We start from the raw sequence: 18,498 nt of genomic DNA, 5'->3' as shown, positions 1-18,498 counted from the left end.
CTGACGGTAAAACGGCTGAGTAAATTGCTGACTTTGCGGCGCATTATCCAGCGCGGACTATGCTTTTGCATACGGTTCACAAAATAGTGGGAAACTATGTCCAGATTCTTCTTTAACGATCGCAAACAGCTGGTCAACGATGCCATTGAAGGCATACTGCTCTCTGCGCCACATGCCAATCTCGTCAAGCTTGATATCGATCCGGCCATCCGGATCGTCGCGCGCGGCGACTGGGATAAAAGCCGCGTGGCGGTAATTTCCGGCGGCGGCTCAGGCCATGAACCCGCACACGCCGGGTTTGTTGGCAAAGGGATGCTGACGGCGGCAGTGTGCGGCGATCTGTTTGCCTCGCCGAGCGTGGATGCGGTACTGAATGCCATCGTCGCGGTCACGGGCGATCGCGGCTGTCTGCTGATCGTCAAAAACTACACCGGCGACCGCCTGAACTTCGGCCTGGCCGCTGAAAAGGCCAAACGCTACGGCCTGAAGGTGGAGATGGTGATTGTGGCGGACGATATCGCGCTGCCGGATAACAAGCAGCCGCGCGGTATTGCCGGCACGGCGCTGGTGCACAAGATTGCGGGCTATGCGGCGGAACAGGGGAAATCGCTGAGCGAGGTGCGGGATATTGCGCAACAGGCCTGCGATAACCTCTGGAGCCTGGGCGTAGCGATGCAAACGTGCAACCTGCCGGGCAGCGACGATGAAGAGGGGCGCATTAAGCAAGGCCATGTCGAGCTGGGCCTGGGCATTCACGGCGAGCCCGGGGCTTCCGTGGTGGATACGCAAAACAGCAAAGCCATTATCGACACCCTGGTGACGCCGTTACGCGCGCAGGCGGGGGAGGGGCGTTTTGCGGTGCTGATTAACAATCTTGGCGGCGTATCGGCGCTGGAGATGGCGCTGCTGACCAAAGAGCTGGCGCACTCGGCGCTGAAAGAGAATATCGCGTACCTGATTGGCCCTGCGCCGCTGGTCAGCGCGCTGGATATGAAAGGCTTTTCTCTGACGCTGCTGAAGCTCAACGATTTCTTTGAAAAAGCGATTCACGCCGACGTCGAGACGCTGGGATGGCAGAAGCCCGTCGCGTTTGCGCCACTGCGCACCGTGGCGCATAGCGCCATTCATGACCGTGTGGAGTACACTCCGTCTGACAATCCACAGGTGCGTGCGTTTGTCTCCTCCGTGTCGACAACGCTGATCCAGCTGGAAAACCGCCTGAACGCGCTGGATGCCAAGGTGGGGGATGGCGATACCGGCTCTACCTTTGCGCAAGGGGCGCGGGATATTGCGCAGCGCCTGGAGGAGAACGCGCTCCCGCTTAATGACGTGCCTAAGCTGCTGCTGCTGGTTGGCGAGCGGCTGGCTACGGTGATGGGCGGGTCGAGCGGCGTGCTGATGTCGATCTTCTTCACCGCGGCCGGGCAAAAGCTTCACGATGGTCAGACGCTCCCGGAGGCCTTGCTCAGTGGACTTGCGCAGATGAAGCAGTACGGCGGAGCGGATCTTGGCGATCGCACGCTGATCGATGCGCTGCAACCGGCGCTGGAGGCGTTACAGAAAGGCAATATTCAGGCGGCAGCGCAGGCCGCGCAGCAGGGCGCAGAAGCAACGGCAAAAATGGCGAAAGCCGGCGCGGGACGCTCGTCGTATGTCAATAAAGAGAACCTGGATGGGGTGATGGATCCGGGAGCGGTCGCGGTAGCGGAAGTATTTAACGTATTGGCGCAGCAGTGAAAGTAGGCCGGGTAAGGCGAAGCCGCCACCCGGCAAACTCACATCAGAAATCTGCTTTCAGCACCACGCGGTAGCGGGCTTTGCCGTCGCGCACGTGCTGGATCGCTTCGTTGATTTTTGACATCGGATACAGTTCGGTGGTCGGCGCCACTTTGGTGCGTCCGGCGAATTTCATCAGTTTGCGCAGCTCGTACGGCGTACCGGTTGCAGAACCAGAGATGCTGCGATCCCCACCGATCAGGGTAAACGCCGGAACCGGCAGCGGCTTCATCACCGCACCCACGGTGTGGAAGTTACCGCCGTAGGCCAGCGCTTCAAAGTACGGCTGCCAGTCGAGATCGACGTTCACGGTGTTGATGATCAGGTCAAACTGGCCCGCCAGCGCGTTCAGCGCGTCCGGATCGCGGCTGTTCACCACTTTATCCGCCCCCATCGCCAGCACTTCTTTCTCTTTCGCCGGGTTCGAGCTGAACGCCGTGACTTCACAGCCCATCGCGTGCAGCAGCTTAATGGCAATATGCCCCAGTCCGCCGATACCGATGACGCCGACGCGGCTGGTAGCGGTGATATGGTGCATCAGCAGCGGCTTGAAGACGGTGATGCCGCCACACAGCAGCGGACCGGCGGATTCGATATCAATGCTGTCCGGCAGCGGGATAACCCATTGCCAGTCGGCGCGCAGTTTATCGGCAAAACCACCTTTGTTGAGAATGGTGGGAACGGCGCCTTCGAGGCAGTTGATTTGATTGCCGCTGATACAGGCATCGCAGTGACCGCAGCTGCGTGCCGTCCAGCCAATGCCCACGCGCTGGCCCACTTTGAGCCCTTTGTCCTGCGCGGCGCTACCGAGCGCCACGACGCGACCAATAACTTCGTGCCCGGCAACCAGCGGATAGCTGGAGAAGCCCCATTCGTTGTCGATCATCGAGAGATCCGAGTGGCAGATCCCGCAGTAATCAACCTGTACTTCGACGTCTTCTGCTTTTAGTTCGCCCGCATCGTACTCGTACAGCTCAAGTTCTGCACCCGCCTGCGGTGCGGCGTAGCTTTTTATCTTCGACATCGTGTTTCCCCCGTTGTGGTGTGAACTGAGAGTGTAGAGCATTCAGTTTACAGCCGCTTAACAGAAGAGGGCAGGAACGAAAGTTACAGACTTTTCAGCATCCTGACTTCGCAATCAACGTGGCCGGTACAGCCCAGCGGCGCATCGATATGCTCAAAGCCCAGATGTTCATACAGGCCGATGGCCTCTTTGAGGAAGGCGGTCGTTTCAAGGTAGCAGCGGGTAAAACCCTGCTTGCGCGCGTGGTCCAGCGCCATCAGCGCCAGCTTTTTTGCCAGTCCTTGTCCGCGTGCCGTTGGCAGGAAATACATTTTCTGCAGTTCGCAGATATCCGGCTCGCTGCAGCTGAGGGGCGCCACGCCGCCGCCGCCCACGACCTGACCGTTCTGCTCGATGACCCAGTAGGCATGACCAGGCTGGCTGTAGAGCTGGAAAAGCGCGTCCAGATTCGGGTCGGCAACCGTGTAGCCCTTGTCAGCCGTCAGTCCATATTCGGCAGAAACGGTGCGAATAACGGCGGCGATAGCCGGGTTATCCTGCTCAGCGATCCGGCGCATCGTCGTCGCGACGGGGGTAATCACGCTCATAGCATTACTCATTACAAAAATTGACACATAACTGCTGTTAATAGCACCGCAGAAAGGGGAGTGCAAGCGAGGAGTTTTCAGGAAGGTTACCCCTTGCACCCTGAAGCGTAAGGGGTAAAAGCATTACAGGGCAGCGATAACCGCCTGCTGCTCAATCAGCTTGGTCTTCGCATCGGCGAAGGCAACCAGACGCTCACGCTCTTTCGCGATGACCGCTTCCGGCGCGCGGGCAACAAAGCCTTCGTTCGCCAGCTTGCTTTCGATTTTGCCAATTTCCACGTCGACTTTCGCCACTTCTTTCGCCAGACGAGCCAGCTCAGCGTCTTTGTCGATCAGACCTGCCATCGGGATCAGCAGCTCGGCGCCGTCGATGATTTTGGTCACGGAAACCGGACCTTTGTCATCAGCAGGCAGCACGGTGATGCTTTCCAGACGCGCCATGGTTTTCAGGAAGGTGTTGTTCTCGGTGACGCGACGAACGGCCGCTTCGCTACAGCCGCGCAGCAGCAGCTCCAGCGGTTTGCCCGGCGCGATGTTCATTTCAGCACGAATGTTACGTACCGCCACGATCGCCTGCTTCAGCCACTCGGTATCCGCAGACGCCGCTTCATCAACCTTAGCCGCATCGAACGCCGGGAACGGCTGCAGCATGATGGTGTCGGCGTTGATGCCTGCAATCACCTTCACGCGCTGCCAGATGGTCTCGGTGATGAATGGAATAACCGGATGCGCCAGGCGCAGCAGGCCTTCCAGAACGGTAATCAGCGTGTTGCGCGTGCCGCGCAGTTCCGCCTCAGTGCCGCCGTTCATGACCGGCTTCGCCAGCTCCAGATACCAGTCACAGAACTGGTTCCAGGTGAATTCATACAGAATGCCCGCCGCGATATCGAAGCGGTAGCTGTCCAGCGCCTCGCGGAACGCTTTCACGGTCTGGTTGAATTCCGCCAGGATCCAGCGGTCGGCCAGGGAGAGGGTCATCTCGCCGCCGTTGAAGCCGCAATCCTGATCTTCGGTGTTCATCAGCACAAAGCGGCTGGCGTTCCACAGCTTGTTACAGAAGTTACGGTAACCTTCCAGACGCTTCATGTCCCAGTTGATGTCACGGCCGGTCGAGGCCAGCGCTGCCAGGGTGAAGCGCAGGGCGTCGGTACCGTGAGCCTCAATCCCGTTCGGGAACTGTTTCTCGGTGCGCTTGCGGATTTTCTCCGCCAGCTGAGGCTGCATCATGTTGCCGGTGCGTTTTTCCAGCAGCTCTTCCAGAGAAATACCGTCAACCATATCCAGCGGGTCAATGACGTTACCCTTGGATTTGGACATCTTCTGGCCTTCGTCGTCGCGGATCAGACCGGTCATGTAGACGGTATGGAACGGAACCTGCGGCTTGCCGTCTTCGTCTTTGATGAAGTGCATGGTCATCATGATCATGCGGGCAATCCAGAAGAAGATAATGTCGAAGCCGGACACCATCACGCTGGTTGGGTGGAACTGACGCAGCGCGTCGGTGTTTTCTGGCCAGCCGAGGGTGGAGAAGGTCCACAGCGCGGAGGAGAACCAGGTATCCAGCACGTCTTCGTCCTGACGCAGGGCAACGTCAGCGCTCAGGTTGTTTTCCTGGCGCACTTCATCTTCGCTGCGGCCAACGTACACGTTGCCGTCGTTGTCGTACCATGCCGGGATACGGTGACCCCACCACAGCTGACGGGAGATACACCAGTCCTGAATATCGCGCATCCAGGAGAAGTACATGTTTTCGTACTGCTTCGGCACGAACTGAATGCTGCCGTTTTCAACCGCTTCCACAGCCGGTTTCGCCAGCACGTCGGCACGCACGTACCACTGGTCAGTCAGCATTGGCTCGATAACCACGCCGCCACGGTCGCCGTACGGCACGGTCAGATCGTGAGGTTTGATCTCTTCCAGCAGGCCGAGTGCGTCAACAGCAGCCACGATGGCTTTACGCGCGGCAAAGCGTTCCAGCTTCTGGAACTCGGCCGGGATGTCGCTGGAATAAACGTCGGATTCGTTGCCTTTGGTGTCGTACACTTCTGCGCTTTCGCGGATATCGCCGTCGAAGGTCAGAATGTTGATCATCGGCAGGGCGTGACGACGACCCACTTCATAGTCGTTGAAGTCGTGCGCCGGGGTGATTTTCACGCAGCCGGTGCCTTTTTCCATGTCGGCGTGTTCGTCGCCCACAATCGGAATACGGCGGTTTACCAGCGGCAGCACCACGAATTTGCCAATCAGATCTTTATAACGCGGATCTTCCGGGTTAACGGCCACGCCGGTATCGCCCAGCAGGGTTTCCGGACGGGTAGTCGCGACCACCAGGTAATCTTTACCGTCAGCGGTTTTTGCGCCGTCGGCCAGCGGATAGCGGATGTGCCACATGGAGCCTTTAGACTCGCGGTTTTCCACTTCCAGATCGGAAATCGCGGTGCGCAGTTTTGGATCCCAGTTAACCAGGCGCTTGCCGCGGTAAATCAGGTCTTCTTTGTACAGGCGGACGAAGACTTCTTTCACGGCGTTGGAAAGGCCTTCATCCATGGTGAAGCGCTCGCGCTCCCAGTCCACGGAGTTGCCGAGACGGCGCATCTGACGGGTAATGGTGCCGCCAGATTCCGCTTTCCACTGCCAGATTTTGTCGATGAACGCGTCGCGACCGTAGTCGTGGCGGGTTTTCCCTTCTTCAGCGGCAATTTTACGCTCAACCACCATCTGGGTAGCGATACCCGCGTGGTCAGTCCCCGCCTGCCACAGGGTGTTTTTGCCCTGCATGCGCTGGTAGCGGATCATGGTGTCCATGATGGTCTGCTGGAAAGCATGACCCATATGCAAACTGCCGGTGACGTTCGGCGGCGGGATCATGATGCAGAAGGACTCTTTGCTTTCGTCGCCGTTAGGCTTGAAATAGCCCTGCTGTTCCCAGTGCTCGTAAAGCGGCTGTTCGATATCGCGTGGGTTATATGTCTTTTCCATTATTTCCAGGTTGCCGTATTCAGGTTAAAACCAGCCAGGCGGTACGCTTTATAGCGTTCGCGCGCCAGTTGTTTCAAGGATTCTTCGTAAGGGACAAAGTCTACCACTTCTGTGAAAGCGGTGGCAAAATCTGCAAAATCTATCCGCAGGCTAATCAGAATGTCGCGCGCGCTGCTGTTGCGCTTTTGCGGCCAGGCAATTTCCACCGGCGCCCCGCCGCGTGGCCCTTCGCCTGACAGGTTATGCGGAACAAAGCTCTCAGGCGGGCGGGCCCACAGCGCTTCATCGAGACGAATCGCCTGCTGCTCATCTTCACAGGCTATCAACACGCGTTTGCCTGCGCGCCAACGTTCTGCGGCAATTTCACACACCAGCTGTTCGACGGCGCTGAGTCCATCCTGATGGGTGTCGTTGTCCAGAAGGTAGAACGTTGCATTCTTCATATATGGGGCTTCTTGTCGTGGATTTAAATGCAAAGCCGGGTGGCGCTTCGCTTACCCGGCCTACGGTTGAGTGGCGTGTAGGCCGGGTAAGGCGAAGCCGCCACCCGGCACTTTATATCACTCGTCGCCGTTAAAACCCGCACGATTGAGCAGGAACTGCGACAGCAGCGCCACCGGACGACCGGTTGCGCCTTTGGCCTTACCGGAGCGCCATGCGGTGCCCGCGATATCCAGGTGCGCCCAGTTGTACTTGCGGGTGAAGCGCGCCAGGAAGCATCCCGCGGTGATCGCCCCGCCAGGACGTCCGCCAATGTTCGCCATATCCGCGAAGTTAGACTCCAGCTGCTCCTGATATTCGTCACCCAGCGGCAGACGCCATGCGCGGTCACCGGCCTGCTCCGAGGCGCTAATCAGCTCGTGCGCCAGCGGGTTGTGGTTCGACATCAGGCCGGTAATGTGGTGGCCAAGAGCAATCACACAGGCGCCGGTGAGGGTGGCGACGTCAATGACCGCTTCCGGCTCGAAGCGCTCAACGTAGGTCAACACGTCACAGAGTACCAGACGGCCTTCAGCGTCGGTGTTCAGCACTTCTACCGTCTGGCCAGACATGGTGGTCAGGACGTCACCCGGGCGATACGCGCGACCGCCGGGCATGTTTTCGCAGCCCGCCAGGACGCCGATCACGTTGATCGGCAGCTGAAGCTCCGCGACCATGCGCATCACGCCGTAAACCGCCGCCGCGCCGCACATGTCGTATTTCATCTCATCCATGCCTTCGGCAGGCTTGATGGAGATACCGCCGGAATCGAAAGTCAGGCCTTTACCGACCAACACGACAGGGCGCGCGTCTTCGGCCGGGTTGCCCTTGTACTCGATAACCGACATCAGGGATTCGTTCTGAGAGCCGTTACCGACCGCCAGGTAAGAGTGCATTCCCAGCTCTTTCATCTGCTGTTCGCCGATGACGCGGGTAATCACGTTTTTGCTGTAGGCGTCGGCCAGCTGGCGCGCCTGAGAGGCGAGGTAAGCGGCGTTACAGATGTTCGGCGGCATGTTGCCGAGATCTTTTGCCGCTTTAATACCGGCGGCAATCGCCAGACCGTGCTGGATGGCGCGCTCGCCGCTGGTCAGCTCGCGACGGGTTGGCACGTTAAAGACCATTTTACGCAGCGGACGACGCGGCTCGCTTTTATTGGTCTTCAGCTGATCGAAGCTGTACAGGCTCTCTTTTGCCGTTTCGACTGCCTGACGCACTTTCCAGTAGGTGTTACGCCCTTTAACGTGCAGTTCGGTCAGGAAGCATACCGCTTCCATTGAACCGGTATCATTCAGCGTATTGATGGTTTTCTGAATCACCTGCTTGTACTGACGTTCATCCAGCTCGCGTTCTTTGCCGCAGCCAATCAGCAGAATGCGCTCTGACAGTACGTTCGGAACATGGTGCAGTAACAGCGTCTGCCCAGGTTTGCCTTCCAGTTCGCCACGGCGCAGCAGGGCGCTAATATAGCCGTCACTGATTTTATCGAGTTGTTCGGCGATCGGGGAGAGTCGGCGTGGTTCAAAGACGCCCACAACGATGCAGGCACTCCGCTGTTTCTCCGGGCTACCGCTTTTTACACTGAACTCCATGCACTACGCTCCTGAATCTTAAAGACAACGGCGGCGGCTACGGATAGAATTGAAACCTTTCGTAACTCATGTCCGCTGTTGTGGTGACTTCGTGTTAATCTTACGTTACTACGGTTTCGACACGTCAGAAAAAGTCCTGAAGCGTGAATCCGCCGGATGTTTTAATCTTAGCGATGATTTCGACGACTCAAGAGAATAAATGACGTTTAAGCCATGAAACAAGCGATTTTCCAGCAAAGAGACGGGTTTTTACGGGCGTATTTAAAGTGATAATCATAAGATATCTGGTGCGGGAGACGCTCAAAAGCCAACTGGCGATCCTCTTCATCCTGCTGCTGATTTTTTTCTGTCAGAAGCTGGTTAAGATCCTCGGTGCGGCCGTTGACGGCGAAATTCCAACAAATCTGGTGCTTTCCCTGCTTGGTTTAGGGATCCCGGAAATGGCGCAGCTTATCCTGCCGCTAAGTCTTTTCCTTGGCCTGCTCATGACGCTTGGGAAACTCTACACCGAGAGTGAAATCACGGTGATGCATGCCTGTGGCCTGAGCAAAGCGGTGCTGGTCAAAGCCGCCATGATACTGGCGCTGTTCACGGGTATCGTTGCGGCGGTGAATGTGATGTGGGCGGGTCCTCTGTCTTCTCGCCATCAGGACGAAGTGCTGGCCGAAGCGAAAGCCAACCCCGGCATGGCGGCATTAGCCCAGGGGCAGTTCCAGCAGGCAACCGACGGGAACTCCGTGCTGTTTATTGAGAGCGTTGACGGCAGCAAATTCAACGATGTCTTCCTGGCGCAGCTGCGTCCTAAAGGTAACGCGCGTCCTTCTGTGGTGGTTGCCGACTCCGGTCAGCTTGCTCAGCGCAAAGATGGTTCTCAGGTCGTGACGCTGAACAAAGGCACCCGTTTCGAAGGCACCGCGATGCTGCGTGACTTCCGCATTACGGATTTCCAGAACTATCAGGCCATTATCGGCCATCAGACCGTGGCGCTCGATCCAACGGATACCGAGCAAATGGACATGCGTACCCTCTGGAATACCGATACCAACCGAGCGCGTGCTGAGTTCCACTGGCGTATTACGCTTGTCTTCACCGTGTTTATGATGGCGCTGATTGTCGTTCCGCTGAGCGTGGTGAACCCGCGTCAGGGACGCGTGCTCTCTATGCTGCCAGCGATGCTGCTTTACCTGATCTATTTCCTGCTGCAAACCTCGATTCGTTCCAACGGCGCGAAGGGTAAGCTGGACCCTATGGTCTGGACATGGTTCGTTAACAGCCTGTACATCTTACTGGCGCTGGGGTTAAACCTGTGGGATACGGTGCCTGTGCGCCGCATACGTGCCCGATTCTCGCGTAAAGGAGCCATCTAATGCAGGCGTTTGGCGTTCTTGATCGCTATATCGGTAAAACCATTTTTACCACCATCATGATGACGTTGTTCATGCTGGTGTCCCTCTCCGGCATTATCAAATTTGTCGATCAGCTGAAAAAAGCCGGGCAGGGGAGCTATGACGCGCTGGGCGCGGGGATGTATACCCTGCTCAGCGTGCCGAAAGATGTGCAGATCTTCTTCCCGATGGCGGCCCTGCTGGGGGCGCTGCTGGGGCTGGGGATGCTGGCGCAGCGCAGTGAGCTGGTCGTTATGCAGGCTTCGGGTTTTACCCGTATGCAGGTCGCGCTGTCGGTAATGAAAACCGCCATCCCCCTGGTGCTGTTGACCATGGCGATTGGCGAGTGGGTCGCACCGCAGGGCGAACAGATGGCGCGTAACTACCGTGCTCAGGCCATGTACGGCGGCTCACTGCTCTCGACTCAGCAAGGTTTATGGGCGAAAGACGGTAAAAACTTCGTCTACATCGAACGGGTGAAGGGGAATGATGAGCTGGGCGGGGTGAGCATCTACGCTTTCGATGACCAGCGCCGTCTGCAGTCCGTTCGCCACGCCTCTTCGGCGAAGTTTGACGCCGAACATAAGCAGTGGCGGTTGTCCCAGGTTGATGAATCTGACCTGACCGATCCGAAACAGATTACGGGTTCTCAGACGGTAACCGGTACGTGGAAAACCAACCTGACGCCCGATAAGCTCGGCGTCGTGGCGCTGGATCCTGACGCGCTCTCCATCAGCGGTTTACACAACTATGTGAAATACCTGAAGTCGAGCGGACAGGATGCGGGACGCTATCAGCTCAACATGTGGAGCAAAATCTTCCAGCCGATGTCCGTGGCGGTAATGATGCTGATGGCGCTGTCGTTTATCTTCGGTCCGTTGCGCAGCGTGCCGATGGGGGTCCGCGTCGTGACCGGCATCAGCTTCGGCTTTGTGTTCTACGTGCTCGATCAGATCTTCGGTCCGCTGACGCTGGTTTATGGCATTCCGCCGATTATCGGTGCGCTGCTGCCAAGCGCCAGCTTCCTCCTGATCAGTCTCTGGCTGCTATTGAAACGCTCCTGATTGACCTCGCCTCGCTTCCGGTTACCCGGGAGCGAGGCTAATCTCCTGTTTCACCCCGCACTTTTTCTCACAACCTTCAACGTCCCGCCGCGAATTTGAGTATTATTGAGCGATAACGTCGTGAAGGGATCCTCTATGAAGCAAATTCGAATGCTTGCCCAGTATTACGTCGACCTGATGATGAAGCTTGGGCTGGTGCGTTTTTCCATGCTGCTTGCGCTGGCGCTGGTCGTTCTGGCCATTGTCGTGCAAATGGCGGTTACCATGGTTCTGCATGGTCAGGTCGAGAGTATCGACGTCATCCGCTCCATCTTCTTTGGCTTGCTTATTACTCCCTGGGCGGTCTATTTCCTTTCCGTGGTGGTTGAACAGCTGGAAGAGTCCCGTCAGCGTTTGTCTAAGCTGGTGGATAAGCTGGAAGAGATGCGCGAGCGCGACCTGAAGCTCAACGTCCAGCTCAAAGACAACATTGCGCAGCTGAATCAGGAGATTTCAGATCGTGAGAAAGCGGAGGCCGAGCGTCAGGCCACCCTGGAGCAGCTGAAAATCGAAATGAAAGAGCGCGAGGTCACGCAGATCCAGCTTGAGCAGCAATCTTCTTTCCTGCGATCGTTCCTGGATGCGTCGCCGGATCTGGTGTTCTACCGTAATGAAGATAAAGAGTTTTCCGGCTGTAACCGGGCGATGGAGTTGCTCACCGGGAAAAGCGAGAAGCAGCTGATACACCTGAAGCCGCAGGACGTTTACTCTGAAGAGGCGGCGGCCAAGGTCATGGAGACCGACGAAAAAGTCTTCCGTCATAACGTCTCGCTGACCTATGAACAGTGGCTGGATTACCCGGACGGGCGCAAAGCCTGCTTTGAGATCCGTAAGGTGCCCTACTATGACCGCGTGGGGAAACGCCACGGCCTGATGGGCTTTGGCCGCGATATTACCGAGCGTAAGCGCTATCAGGATGCCCTGGAGCGCGCCAGCCGCGACAAGACCACCTTTATCTCCACCATCAGCCACGAGCTGCGTACGCCGCTTAACGGCATCGTCGGGTTGAGCCGTATTCTGCTGGATACCGACCTGACCGCAGAGCAGGAAAAATATCTCAAGACTATCCATGTTTCAGCGGTCACGCTGGGTAATATCTTCAACGATATTATTGATATGGATAAGATGGAGCGCCGTAAAGTTCAGCTTGATAACCAGCCTGTGGATTTCACCAGCTTCCTTGCCGATCTGGAAAACCTCTCTGGTCTGCAGGCGCAGCAGAAGGGACTGAGCTTTGTCATGGAGCCAACCCTGCCGCTGCCGCATAAAGTGGTGACGGACGGCACGCGACTGCGCCAGATCCTGTGGAACCTGATCAGCAACGCAGTGAAATTTACCCAGAAAGGAAAGGTGGCGGTGCGTATCCGCTATGACGAAGGTGACATGCTGCACTTCGAGGTTGAAGACTCCGGGATGGGTATTCCGCTGGAGGAGCAGGACAAAATCTTCGCCATGTACTATCAGGTGAAAGACAGCAACGGTGGGAAACCGGCCACCGGTACGGGCATTGGCCTGGCGGTCTCTAAACGTCTGGCGAAGAGTATGGGCGGCGATATCACCGTTGCCAGCCAGCCGGGCAAAGGGTCAACCTTCACGCTGACGGTCCATGCCCCTGCGGTGGCGGAAGAGGTAGAGGATACCTTTGAAAATGACGATATGCCGCTGCCTGCCCTGCACGTCCTGCTGGTGGAAGATATTGAGCTGAACGTAATTGTGGCGCGCTCTGTGCTGGAAAAACTGGGCAACAGCGTGGATGTCGCGATGACCGGTAAAGCCGCGCTGGAGATGTTTAAACCCGGCGAATACGATCTTGTTCTGCTGGATATTCAATTACCGGATATGACCGGGCTGGATATCTCGCGCGAGTTGACGCGTCAGTACGCGGCCGACGAACTGCCGCCGCTGGTTGCCCTGACGGCGAACGTGCTGAAAGATAAAAAAGAGTATCTCGATGCCGGTATGGACGATGTACTCAGCAAGCCGCTGGCGGTGCCTGCTCTGACCGCTATGATCAAAAAGTTCTGGGATACCCATGATGAAGAGGAGAGCACCATGACGTCTGTTGATAGCGCAAAAGCCCAAACGATACTCGATACCGCGATGCTGGAGCAGTACATCGATCTGGTGGGGCCGAAACTGATTACCGACGGTCTGGCGGTGTTCGAAAAAATGATGCCGGGCTATCTGAGCGTGCTGGAATCCAACCTGACGGCCCGTGACCAGAAGGGTATCGTGGAAGAAGGACATAAAATCAAAGGTGCCGCCGGCTCGGTTGGCTTACGCCATCTGCAGCAGCTGGGGCAACAGATTCAGTCGCCTGATTTACCTGCATGGGAAGATAACGTGGGTGATTGGGTTGAAGAGATGAAACAGGAATGGCAAAACGATGTGGCGGTGCTAAAAGCCTGGGTTGACGCCAGAAAAAAATGACCCCGGATTAACCGGGGTGCGCGAATACTGCGCCAACACCAGGGAAATCGTGGCTGCGCCTGTTTTTAAACGTTATTTTTGAAAGGGCGCTGCCTGAAAAATTTAGGCCGCACGCAGATAAGATAGCAAATCTTAAATGGTTTGTTACATGAATCAGTGAAATGTGTGAAGCATAGCGTTTTAATCAAAATTATTAATGTGCTTCAGCAAGTTGTAGAAAAGGATTGTCATGATGAAAAATATTGGTGTCGTGCTAAGCGGATGCGGTGTTTACGATGGCTCTGAGATACATGAAGCCGTCATCACGCTGCTGGCCCTGGCTAAGCAGGGAGCCGAGGTGATTTGTTTTGCACCGGACAAAAATCAGGCGGATGTGATTAACCATCTGACCGGTGAGCCAATGGCGGAAACCCGTAACGTGCTGATTGAAGCCGCGCGCATTGCGCGAGGTGACATCCATCCTCTTATTCAGGCAGATGCCGCAGAGCTTGATGCGCTCATTGTGCCAGGTGGGTTTGGCGCAGCCAAAAATCTCAGTACCTTTGCCGCGCAGGGCGCGGAGTGTCAGATCGATCCTCATCTCAAAGCGCTGTCGCAGGCCATGCATGCGGCAGGGAAACCGCTGGGCTTTATCTGTATCGCACCGGCGATGTTGCCTAAAATTTTTGATTTCCCGCTGCGCCTGACCATCGGGACGGATATTGATACCGCAGAGATTGTCGAAGAAATGGGGGGCGAACACGTTCCGTGCCCGGTGGATGACATTGTGGTTGATGAAGATAACAAGATTGTCACCACGCCTGCGTATATGCTGGCGAAGAATATCGCGGAAGCCGCTGTGGGCATTGAAAAGCTGGTCGCCCGCGTGCTGGTGCTGACGGAATGAGGCGTCCGTTTTCCGCAGGCGCATGGGTGAAACGCCTTCTTCTACGCATCGTTCTCGTCATGGCGGTGTTCTGGGGAGGCGGGCTGGCCGTGTTCAGCATTATGCCGGTCCCGTTCTCTGCCGTGATGGTTGAGCGTCAGCTCGGCGCGTGGCTCAGCGGCGATTTCGGCTACGTTGCCCATTCTGACTGGGTAAGCATGGACGAGATCTCTCCGTTCATGGGGCTGGCGGTCATCGCAGCGGAGGATCAGAAATTCCCGGAGCACTGGGGGTTCGACGTTGCGGCCATTGAGAAGGCGCTGGCGCATAATGAACGCCATGAAAACCGCGTGCACGGCGCGTCAACGTTGTCGCAGCAGACGGCCAAAAATCTGTTTCTGTGGGACGGCCGCAGCTGGGTGCGAAAGGGGCTGGAAGCGGGGCTCACCCTGGGCATGGAAACGGTCTGGAGCAAAAAGCGCATTCTGACCGTGTATCTCAACGTTGCCGAGTTTGGCGACGGGGTATTTGGTGTCGAAGCTGCATCACAACGCTATTTTAATAAATCCGCCAGCAAGCTGAGCATGTCGGAGGCGGCGCTGCTCGCGGCTGTTCTGCCTAATCCCCTCCGCTTTAAAGCCAGTGCCCCGTCAGGTTACGTGCGAAGCCGTCAGGCGTGGATTATGCGCCAGATGCGTCAGTTGGGAGGAGAAGGGTTTATGGAGAGCAACAAACTTATGTAGGGCGGGTAAGCGCAGCGCCACCCGCCTGAAGGGCAGAGACCTTAATCTTCGTCGAACCCTGCGTTAAACAGCGCAATCACCGCCGCCAGCGCTTCCTCTTCCTGGGGGCCGGTGGCTTCGACTTCAATCTGACGCCCTTTGGCGGAATCCAGCATCAGCAGCGCAATCACGCTGTTCGCCTCCGCTTCGGTACCTTCGTCATTCCGCAGCAGAACTTCTGCATCGAAACCCTGCATCAGCTCAAACAGCTTCATCGCCGGGCGCGCATGCATGCCCAGCTTATTGGTGATCTCAACGGTCTGTTTTACGGTCATGTTTTACGTTTTTCCAGCGTGCGATGACGGGACTGAACGTTCTTTCCGCGCGAGCGGAAGTAGTCGGCCAGCTGTTCGGCGATGTAGACCGAACGATGTTTACCGCCGGTACAGCCAATCGCTACCGTCAGGTAGCTGCGATTGTTTGTCTCCAGCATAGGTAACCATAGCTCAAGGTAGCTTCGCGTCTGGTAGATAAAATTGTGAACTTCTGTGTGCCTGTCGAGGAAGGCCGCGACGGGTTTATCCAGACCGGTCATGGGACGCAGTTTCGGATCCCAGTGCGGGTTCGGCAGGAAGCGCACGTCGAAAACATAATCCGCATCAATCGGGATACCGTGCTTGAAGCCAAAGGATTCGAACACCATCGTCAGTTCGCGTTCGCGTTTTCCCAGCAAGCGGGTACGCAGCATTTCTGCCAGCTCGTGAACGGACATCTCAGAGGTGTCGACAATCAGGTCGGCGCGAGAACGCAGCGGCTCCAGCAGATCGCTCTCTTCATCGATTGCGCTCTCCAGGGAGAGGTTCTTACTGGAAAGCGGGTGCAAACGACGGGTGTCGCTGTAGCGGCGGATCAGGGTATTCCGGTCTGCATCGAGGAACAGCAGCTGAGGCGAGAACGTGTCAGGCAGGTTACTCATTGCCTGTTCGAAGATCTCTGGCGATTCCGGCATGTTACGAACGTCGATACTGACGGCGGCCGAGGTCTGTCTCTCCGCAAGCGTACGGGCCAGGTCGGGCAGCAACACGACCGGAAGGTTATCGACGCAGTAAAAACCCATGTCTTCCAGCGCGCGCAGAGCAACGGATTTCCCCGACCCTGAACGACCGCTGACAATCATCAGCACCATGTTCCGTTTCTCCTCAGGACAACAGATGTGAAGGCCATCTCCTGGTTATGCATCATCCTGATTGCCTTCTGCTTCGGTGATAATTTGATAAAGCTCTTCATCACTTTGAGCCGAGCGCAGTCGACGGCAAATGGTTTTATCAGCCAGACGTTTGGCGACCAGCGACAGCGTATGCAGATGGGTTTTCGTCTGGTCAGCAGGCACCAGCAGCGCGAAGAGGAGATCGACGGGCTGGTTATCAATGGCATCAAAGGCGATCGGTGTTTCAAGCTGCACAAACACACCGACGGCACGCAGGGTATCCTCTTCCAGCTTGCCGTGCGGGATTGCGATGCCGTTGCCGATACCGGTACTGCCCATCTTTTCGCGGGTCAGAATCGCTTCGAACACCACCTGCGGCGGCAGGCCCAGCTGTTTTGCGGCCAGTTCACTGATGATTTCCAGCGCACGTTTTTTGCTCTGGCAGTGAACCGCACTGCGGGTACATTCCTGGTTAAGGACATTGCTCAGTTGAAGAGCGGAATCGTTGTTCATCATAATTTCACCTAAGCGCTAACTGTACAAATGGCCTGTTGTGTTTCACAACAGGCCGTCCTGCACCCGTTAACTGCCCGGACAATTAGTGTTGTTTCAGTTTATCTTTATGTTTATTGAGCTGTCGCGCAAGCTTATCAATCAAGCCGTCGATAGCAGCGTACATGTCTTGCCCTTCCGCACTGGCATGCAGTTCCCCCCCGTTAACATGCAGGGTGGCATCCGAGATATGAGTCACTTTCTCCACTTTCAACACAATGTAGACCTGATTGATCCTTTCGAAATACTGCTCGAGTTTTGCAAACTTCGCGTTCACAAAGTCGCGTAAAGCCTCAGTAATTTCGACGTTTTGTCCAGTGATGTTGAGCTGCATAGTGTCTTCCTTATCGGTTGTGTCAGACCAGCTGTTTACGCTGGTTGGACGGCGGAATGGATAAAGACTCTCGATACTTCGCAACAGTACGACGTGCCACCATAATACCCTGATCGGACAGCATGGTGGTTAACTTACTGTCGCTTAGTGGCTTCGCGGGATTCTCCGCGGCGATCAACTTCTTCACCAGAGCACGAATGGCCGTTGACGACGCTTCGCCGCCGCCCTCGGTATTCACATGGCTGGAGAAGAAATACTTAAGCTCAAAAATACCGCGTGGACTGTGCAGATACTTCTGCGTGGTGACACGGGAAATGGTTGATTCATGCATCTCGACGGCCTGGGCGATATCCGCCAGCACCATCGGTTTCATATACTCTTCGCCCTGCTCAAAGAAAGCCTGCTGCTGTTCGACAATGCAGCGGCTGACGCGTAGCAGCGTATCATTTCGGCTCTCCAGACTTTTGATCAGCCATCGCGCTTCCTGCAAATTGCTACGAATATATTGGTTGTCGGCGTCGTTACGCACGCTGGTGCACATGGAGGCATACTGCTGGTTGATTTGCAGGCGAGGGATGCTGTCTGAATTCAGTTCAACGACCCAGCGGCCGTTGTGTTTTCTGACCAGCACGTCCGGGATCACGTACTCGGGCTCGCTGGTCTGGATCGACTGACCGGGGCGCGGATCGAGCGACTGGATCAGATTCACCGCTTCTTTCAGCACCTCTTCTTTCAGGCGCGTGACGCGCATCAGGGTGCGGAAATCGTGGTTCGCCAGCAGATCAAGATGATCGCTGATGATCACGCGCGCCTCGTCGAGCCATGGCGTCTCTTTGCTGAACTGAGAAAGCTGGATCAGCAGGCAGTCGCGCAGATCTTTTGCGGCTACGCCTACCGGATCGAAACGCTGGATGCGCTTCAGAACAGCTTCAACTTCCTCAAGCTCAATCTCGTCGTCGCCCATGCTTTCCAGAATATCGTCCAGCGTGACGGTCAAATAGCCAGTGTCGTCAACGGCATCGACAATTGACGTGGCAATCGCGCGGTCGGTATCGGAGAAGGGGGTGAGTTCCACCTGCCACATCAGGTAATCCTGCAGCGACTGGGTGGTTTCGCCCTGATAGACCGGTAGCTCATCGTCCTGGTAGTCTGCACGCGTACCGGAAGGGGTTCCGGCGGTGTAGATTTCATCCCAGCTGGCATCAAGCGGAAGCTCGTCGGGCATCTCTTTTTGTTCGAGTGCATCCGCGGTATCGAGCGCTTCAGTATCCTGCGATTGCTGGGTATCTACCTCGTCATGAAGATCGGTTTGTTCCAGCAGGGGGTTACTGTCCAGCGCCTGCTGGAGCTCCTGCTGAAGTTCTAACGTGGACAGTTGCAACAGGCGAATTGCCTGCTGTAGCTGCGGCGTCATCGCCAGTTGTTGGCTGAGCCTTAATTGCAAACCTTGCTTCATGTTCAG

Annotated in this window: 16 protein-coding genes; 6 read left to right on the top strand and 10 right to left on the bottom strand. The window is 56.4% G+C overall.

The genetic code is table 11. The features are described from left to right. Nucleotides 1-96 precede the first annotated feature (96 nt). Nucleotides 97-1,737: a dihydroxyacetone kinase subunit DhaK gene (locus tag ACEPLT_RS20030; RefSeq protein ID WP_070531698.1), complete on the top strand. Its 1,641-nt coding sequence runs from the start codon at nucleotides 97-99 to the stop codon at nucleotides 1,735-1,737. 43 nt (nucleotides 1,738-1,780) lie between these two features. Here the strand turns inward: ACEPLT_RS20030 and ahr are convergent, their stop codons facing one another. The 5 genes from ahr to pepA form a co-directional block, all read right to left on the bottom strand. After that, nucleotides 1,781-2,800 carry an NADPH-dependent aldehyde reductase Ahr gene (gene ahr / locus ACEPLT_RS20025; RefSeq protein WP_008502818.1) on the bottom strand — a complete coding sequence of 340 codons (1,020 nt, stop codon included), beginning with the start codon at nucleotides 2,798-2,800 and terminating at the stop codon, nucleotides 1,781-1,783. Between the two features lie 83 nt (nucleotides 2,801-2,883). Further along, on the bottom strand, nucleotides 2,884-3,387 hold the full coding sequence (locus ACEPLT_RS20020) for a GNAT family N-acetyltransferase (RefSeq protein ID WP_008502817.1): 504 nt from the start codon (nucleotides 3,385-3,387) through the stop codon (nucleotides 2,884-2,886). A gap of 123 nt (nucleotides 3,388-3,510) precedes the next feature. Beyond that, entirely contained in the window at nucleotides 3,511-6,366 is a 2,856-nt protein-coding gene (locus tag ACEPLT_RS20015; protein ID WP_045910116.1) for a valine--tRNA ligase, read from the bottom strand. Continuing rightward, entirely contained in the window at nucleotides 6,366-6,809 is a 444-nt protein-coding gene (gene holC, locus ACEPLT_RS20010) for a DNA polymerase III subunit chi (RefSeq protein WP_008502815.1), read from the bottom strand. Before holC ends, ACEPLT_RS20015 begins: the two co-directional genes overlap by 1 nt. A 117-nt stretch (nucleotides 6,810-6,926) precedes the next feature. Beyond that, nucleotides 6,927-8,438 carry a leucyl aminopeptidase gene (gene pepA / locus ACEPLT_RS20005; protein WP_008501434.1) on the bottom strand — a complete coding sequence of 504 codons (1,512 nt, stop codon included), beginning with the start codon at nucleotides 8,436-8,438 and terminating at the stop codon, nucleotides 6,927-6,929. Nucleotides 8,439-8,704: 266 nt separating this feature from the next. Between pepA and lptF the strand changes: the two genes are divergently transcribed. From lptF to mtgA, 5 genes are all read left to right on the top strand, one after another. After that, complete coding sequence (gene lptF, locus ACEPLT_RS20000) at nucleotides 8,705-9,805, top strand: LPS export ABC transporter permease LptF (protein ID WP_021242268.1); 1,101 nt, start codon at nucleotides 8,705-8,707, stop codon at nucleotides 9,803-9,805. After that, the gene (gene lptG / locus ACEPLT_RS19995; protein ID WP_008501437.1) at nucleotides 9,805-10,887 is read left to right on the top strand and encodes an LPS export ABC transporter permease LptG; all 1,083 of its coding nucleotides are present in this window, start codon (nucleotides 9,805-9,807) and stop codon (nucleotides 10,885-10,887) included. The genes lptF and lptG overlap by 1 nt, the downstream gene beginning before the upstream one ends. Nucleotides 10,888-11,022: 135 nt before the next feature. Further along, on the top strand, nucleotides 11,023-13,356 hold the full coding sequence (arcB, locus tag ACEPLT_RS19990; RefSeq protein ID WP_008501438.1) for an aerobic respiration two-component sensor histidine kinase ArcB: 2,334 nt from the start codon (nucleotides 11,023-11,025) through the stop codon (nucleotides 13,354-13,356). Nucleotides 13,357-13,588: 232 nt separating this feature from the next. Then, nucleotides 13,589-14,242, top strand: coding sequence for an isoprenoid biosynthesis glyoxalase ElbB (gene elbB, locus ACEPLT_RS19985; protein WP_232927499.1), 654 nt, complete (start codon nucleotides 13,589-13,591; stop codon nucleotides 14,240-14,242). Next, nucleotides 14,239-14,964 carry a monofunctional biosynthetic peptidoglycan transglycosylase gene (gene mtgA, locus ACEPLT_RS19980; protein WP_163341267.1) on the top strand — a complete coding sequence of 242 codons (726 nt, stop codon included), beginning with the start codon at nucleotides 14,239-14,241 and terminating at the stop codon, nucleotides 14,962-14,964. The genes elbB and mtgA overlap by 4 nt, the downstream gene beginning before the upstream one ends. Nucleotides 14,965-15,005: 41 nt before the next feature. Here mtgA and npr read toward each other — a convergent pair whose 3' ends face one another. The 5 genes from npr to rpoN all read right to left on the bottom strand — a co-directional run bounded on the left by npr (nucleotide 15,006) and on the right by rpoN (nucleotide 18,492). Next, the gene (gene npr, locus ACEPLT_RS19975; RefSeq protein ID WP_003861872.1) at nucleotides 15,006-15,278 is read right to left on the bottom strand and encodes a PTS phosphocarrier protein NPr; all 273 of its coding nucleotides are present in this window, start codon (nucleotides 15,276-15,278) and stop codon (nucleotides 15,006-15,008) included. Beyond that, on the bottom strand, nucleotides 15,275-16,129 hold the full coding sequence (gene rapZ, locus ACEPLT_RS19970; protein ID WP_008501442.1) for an RNase adapter RapZ: 855 nt from the start codon (nucleotides 16,127-16,129) through the stop codon (nucleotides 15,275-15,277). The genes npr and rapZ overlap by 4 nt, the downstream gene beginning before the upstream one ends. Before the next feature lie 45 nt (nucleotides 16,130-16,174). Then, nucleotides 16,175-16,666 (bottom strand): PTS IIA-like nitrogen regulatory protein PtsN, encoded by a 492-nt coding sequence (ptsN, locus tag ACEPLT_RS19965; RefSeq protein WP_008501443.1) that lies wholly within the window; start codon nucleotides 16,664-16,666, stop codon nucleotides 16,175-16,177. 82 nt (nucleotides 16,667-16,748) lie between these two features. Continuing rightward, the gene (gene hpf / locus ACEPLT_RS19960) at nucleotides 16,749-17,036 is read right to left on the bottom strand and encodes a ribosome hibernation promoting factor (RefSeq protein WP_008501444.1); all 288 of its coding nucleotides are present in this window, start codon (nucleotides 17,034-17,036) and stop codon (nucleotides 16,749-16,751) included. Between the two features lie 22 nt (nucleotides 17,037-17,058). Continuing rightward, a complete protein-coding gene (rpoN, locus tag ACEPLT_RS19955; RefSeq protein WP_163341264.1) occupies nucleotides 17,059-18,492 on the bottom strand; it encodes an RNA polymerase factor sigma-54 in 1,434 nt (477 codons plus the stop codon). Nucleotides 18,493-18,498 lie beyond the last annotated feature (6 nt).

The sequence above is a fragment of the Enterobacter sp. fkY84-1 genome (assembly GCF_052974705.1).
The sequence above is the reverse complement of the archived record's forward strand: the minus strand, read 5'-3'. Positions and strand labels throughout refer to the sequence as shown.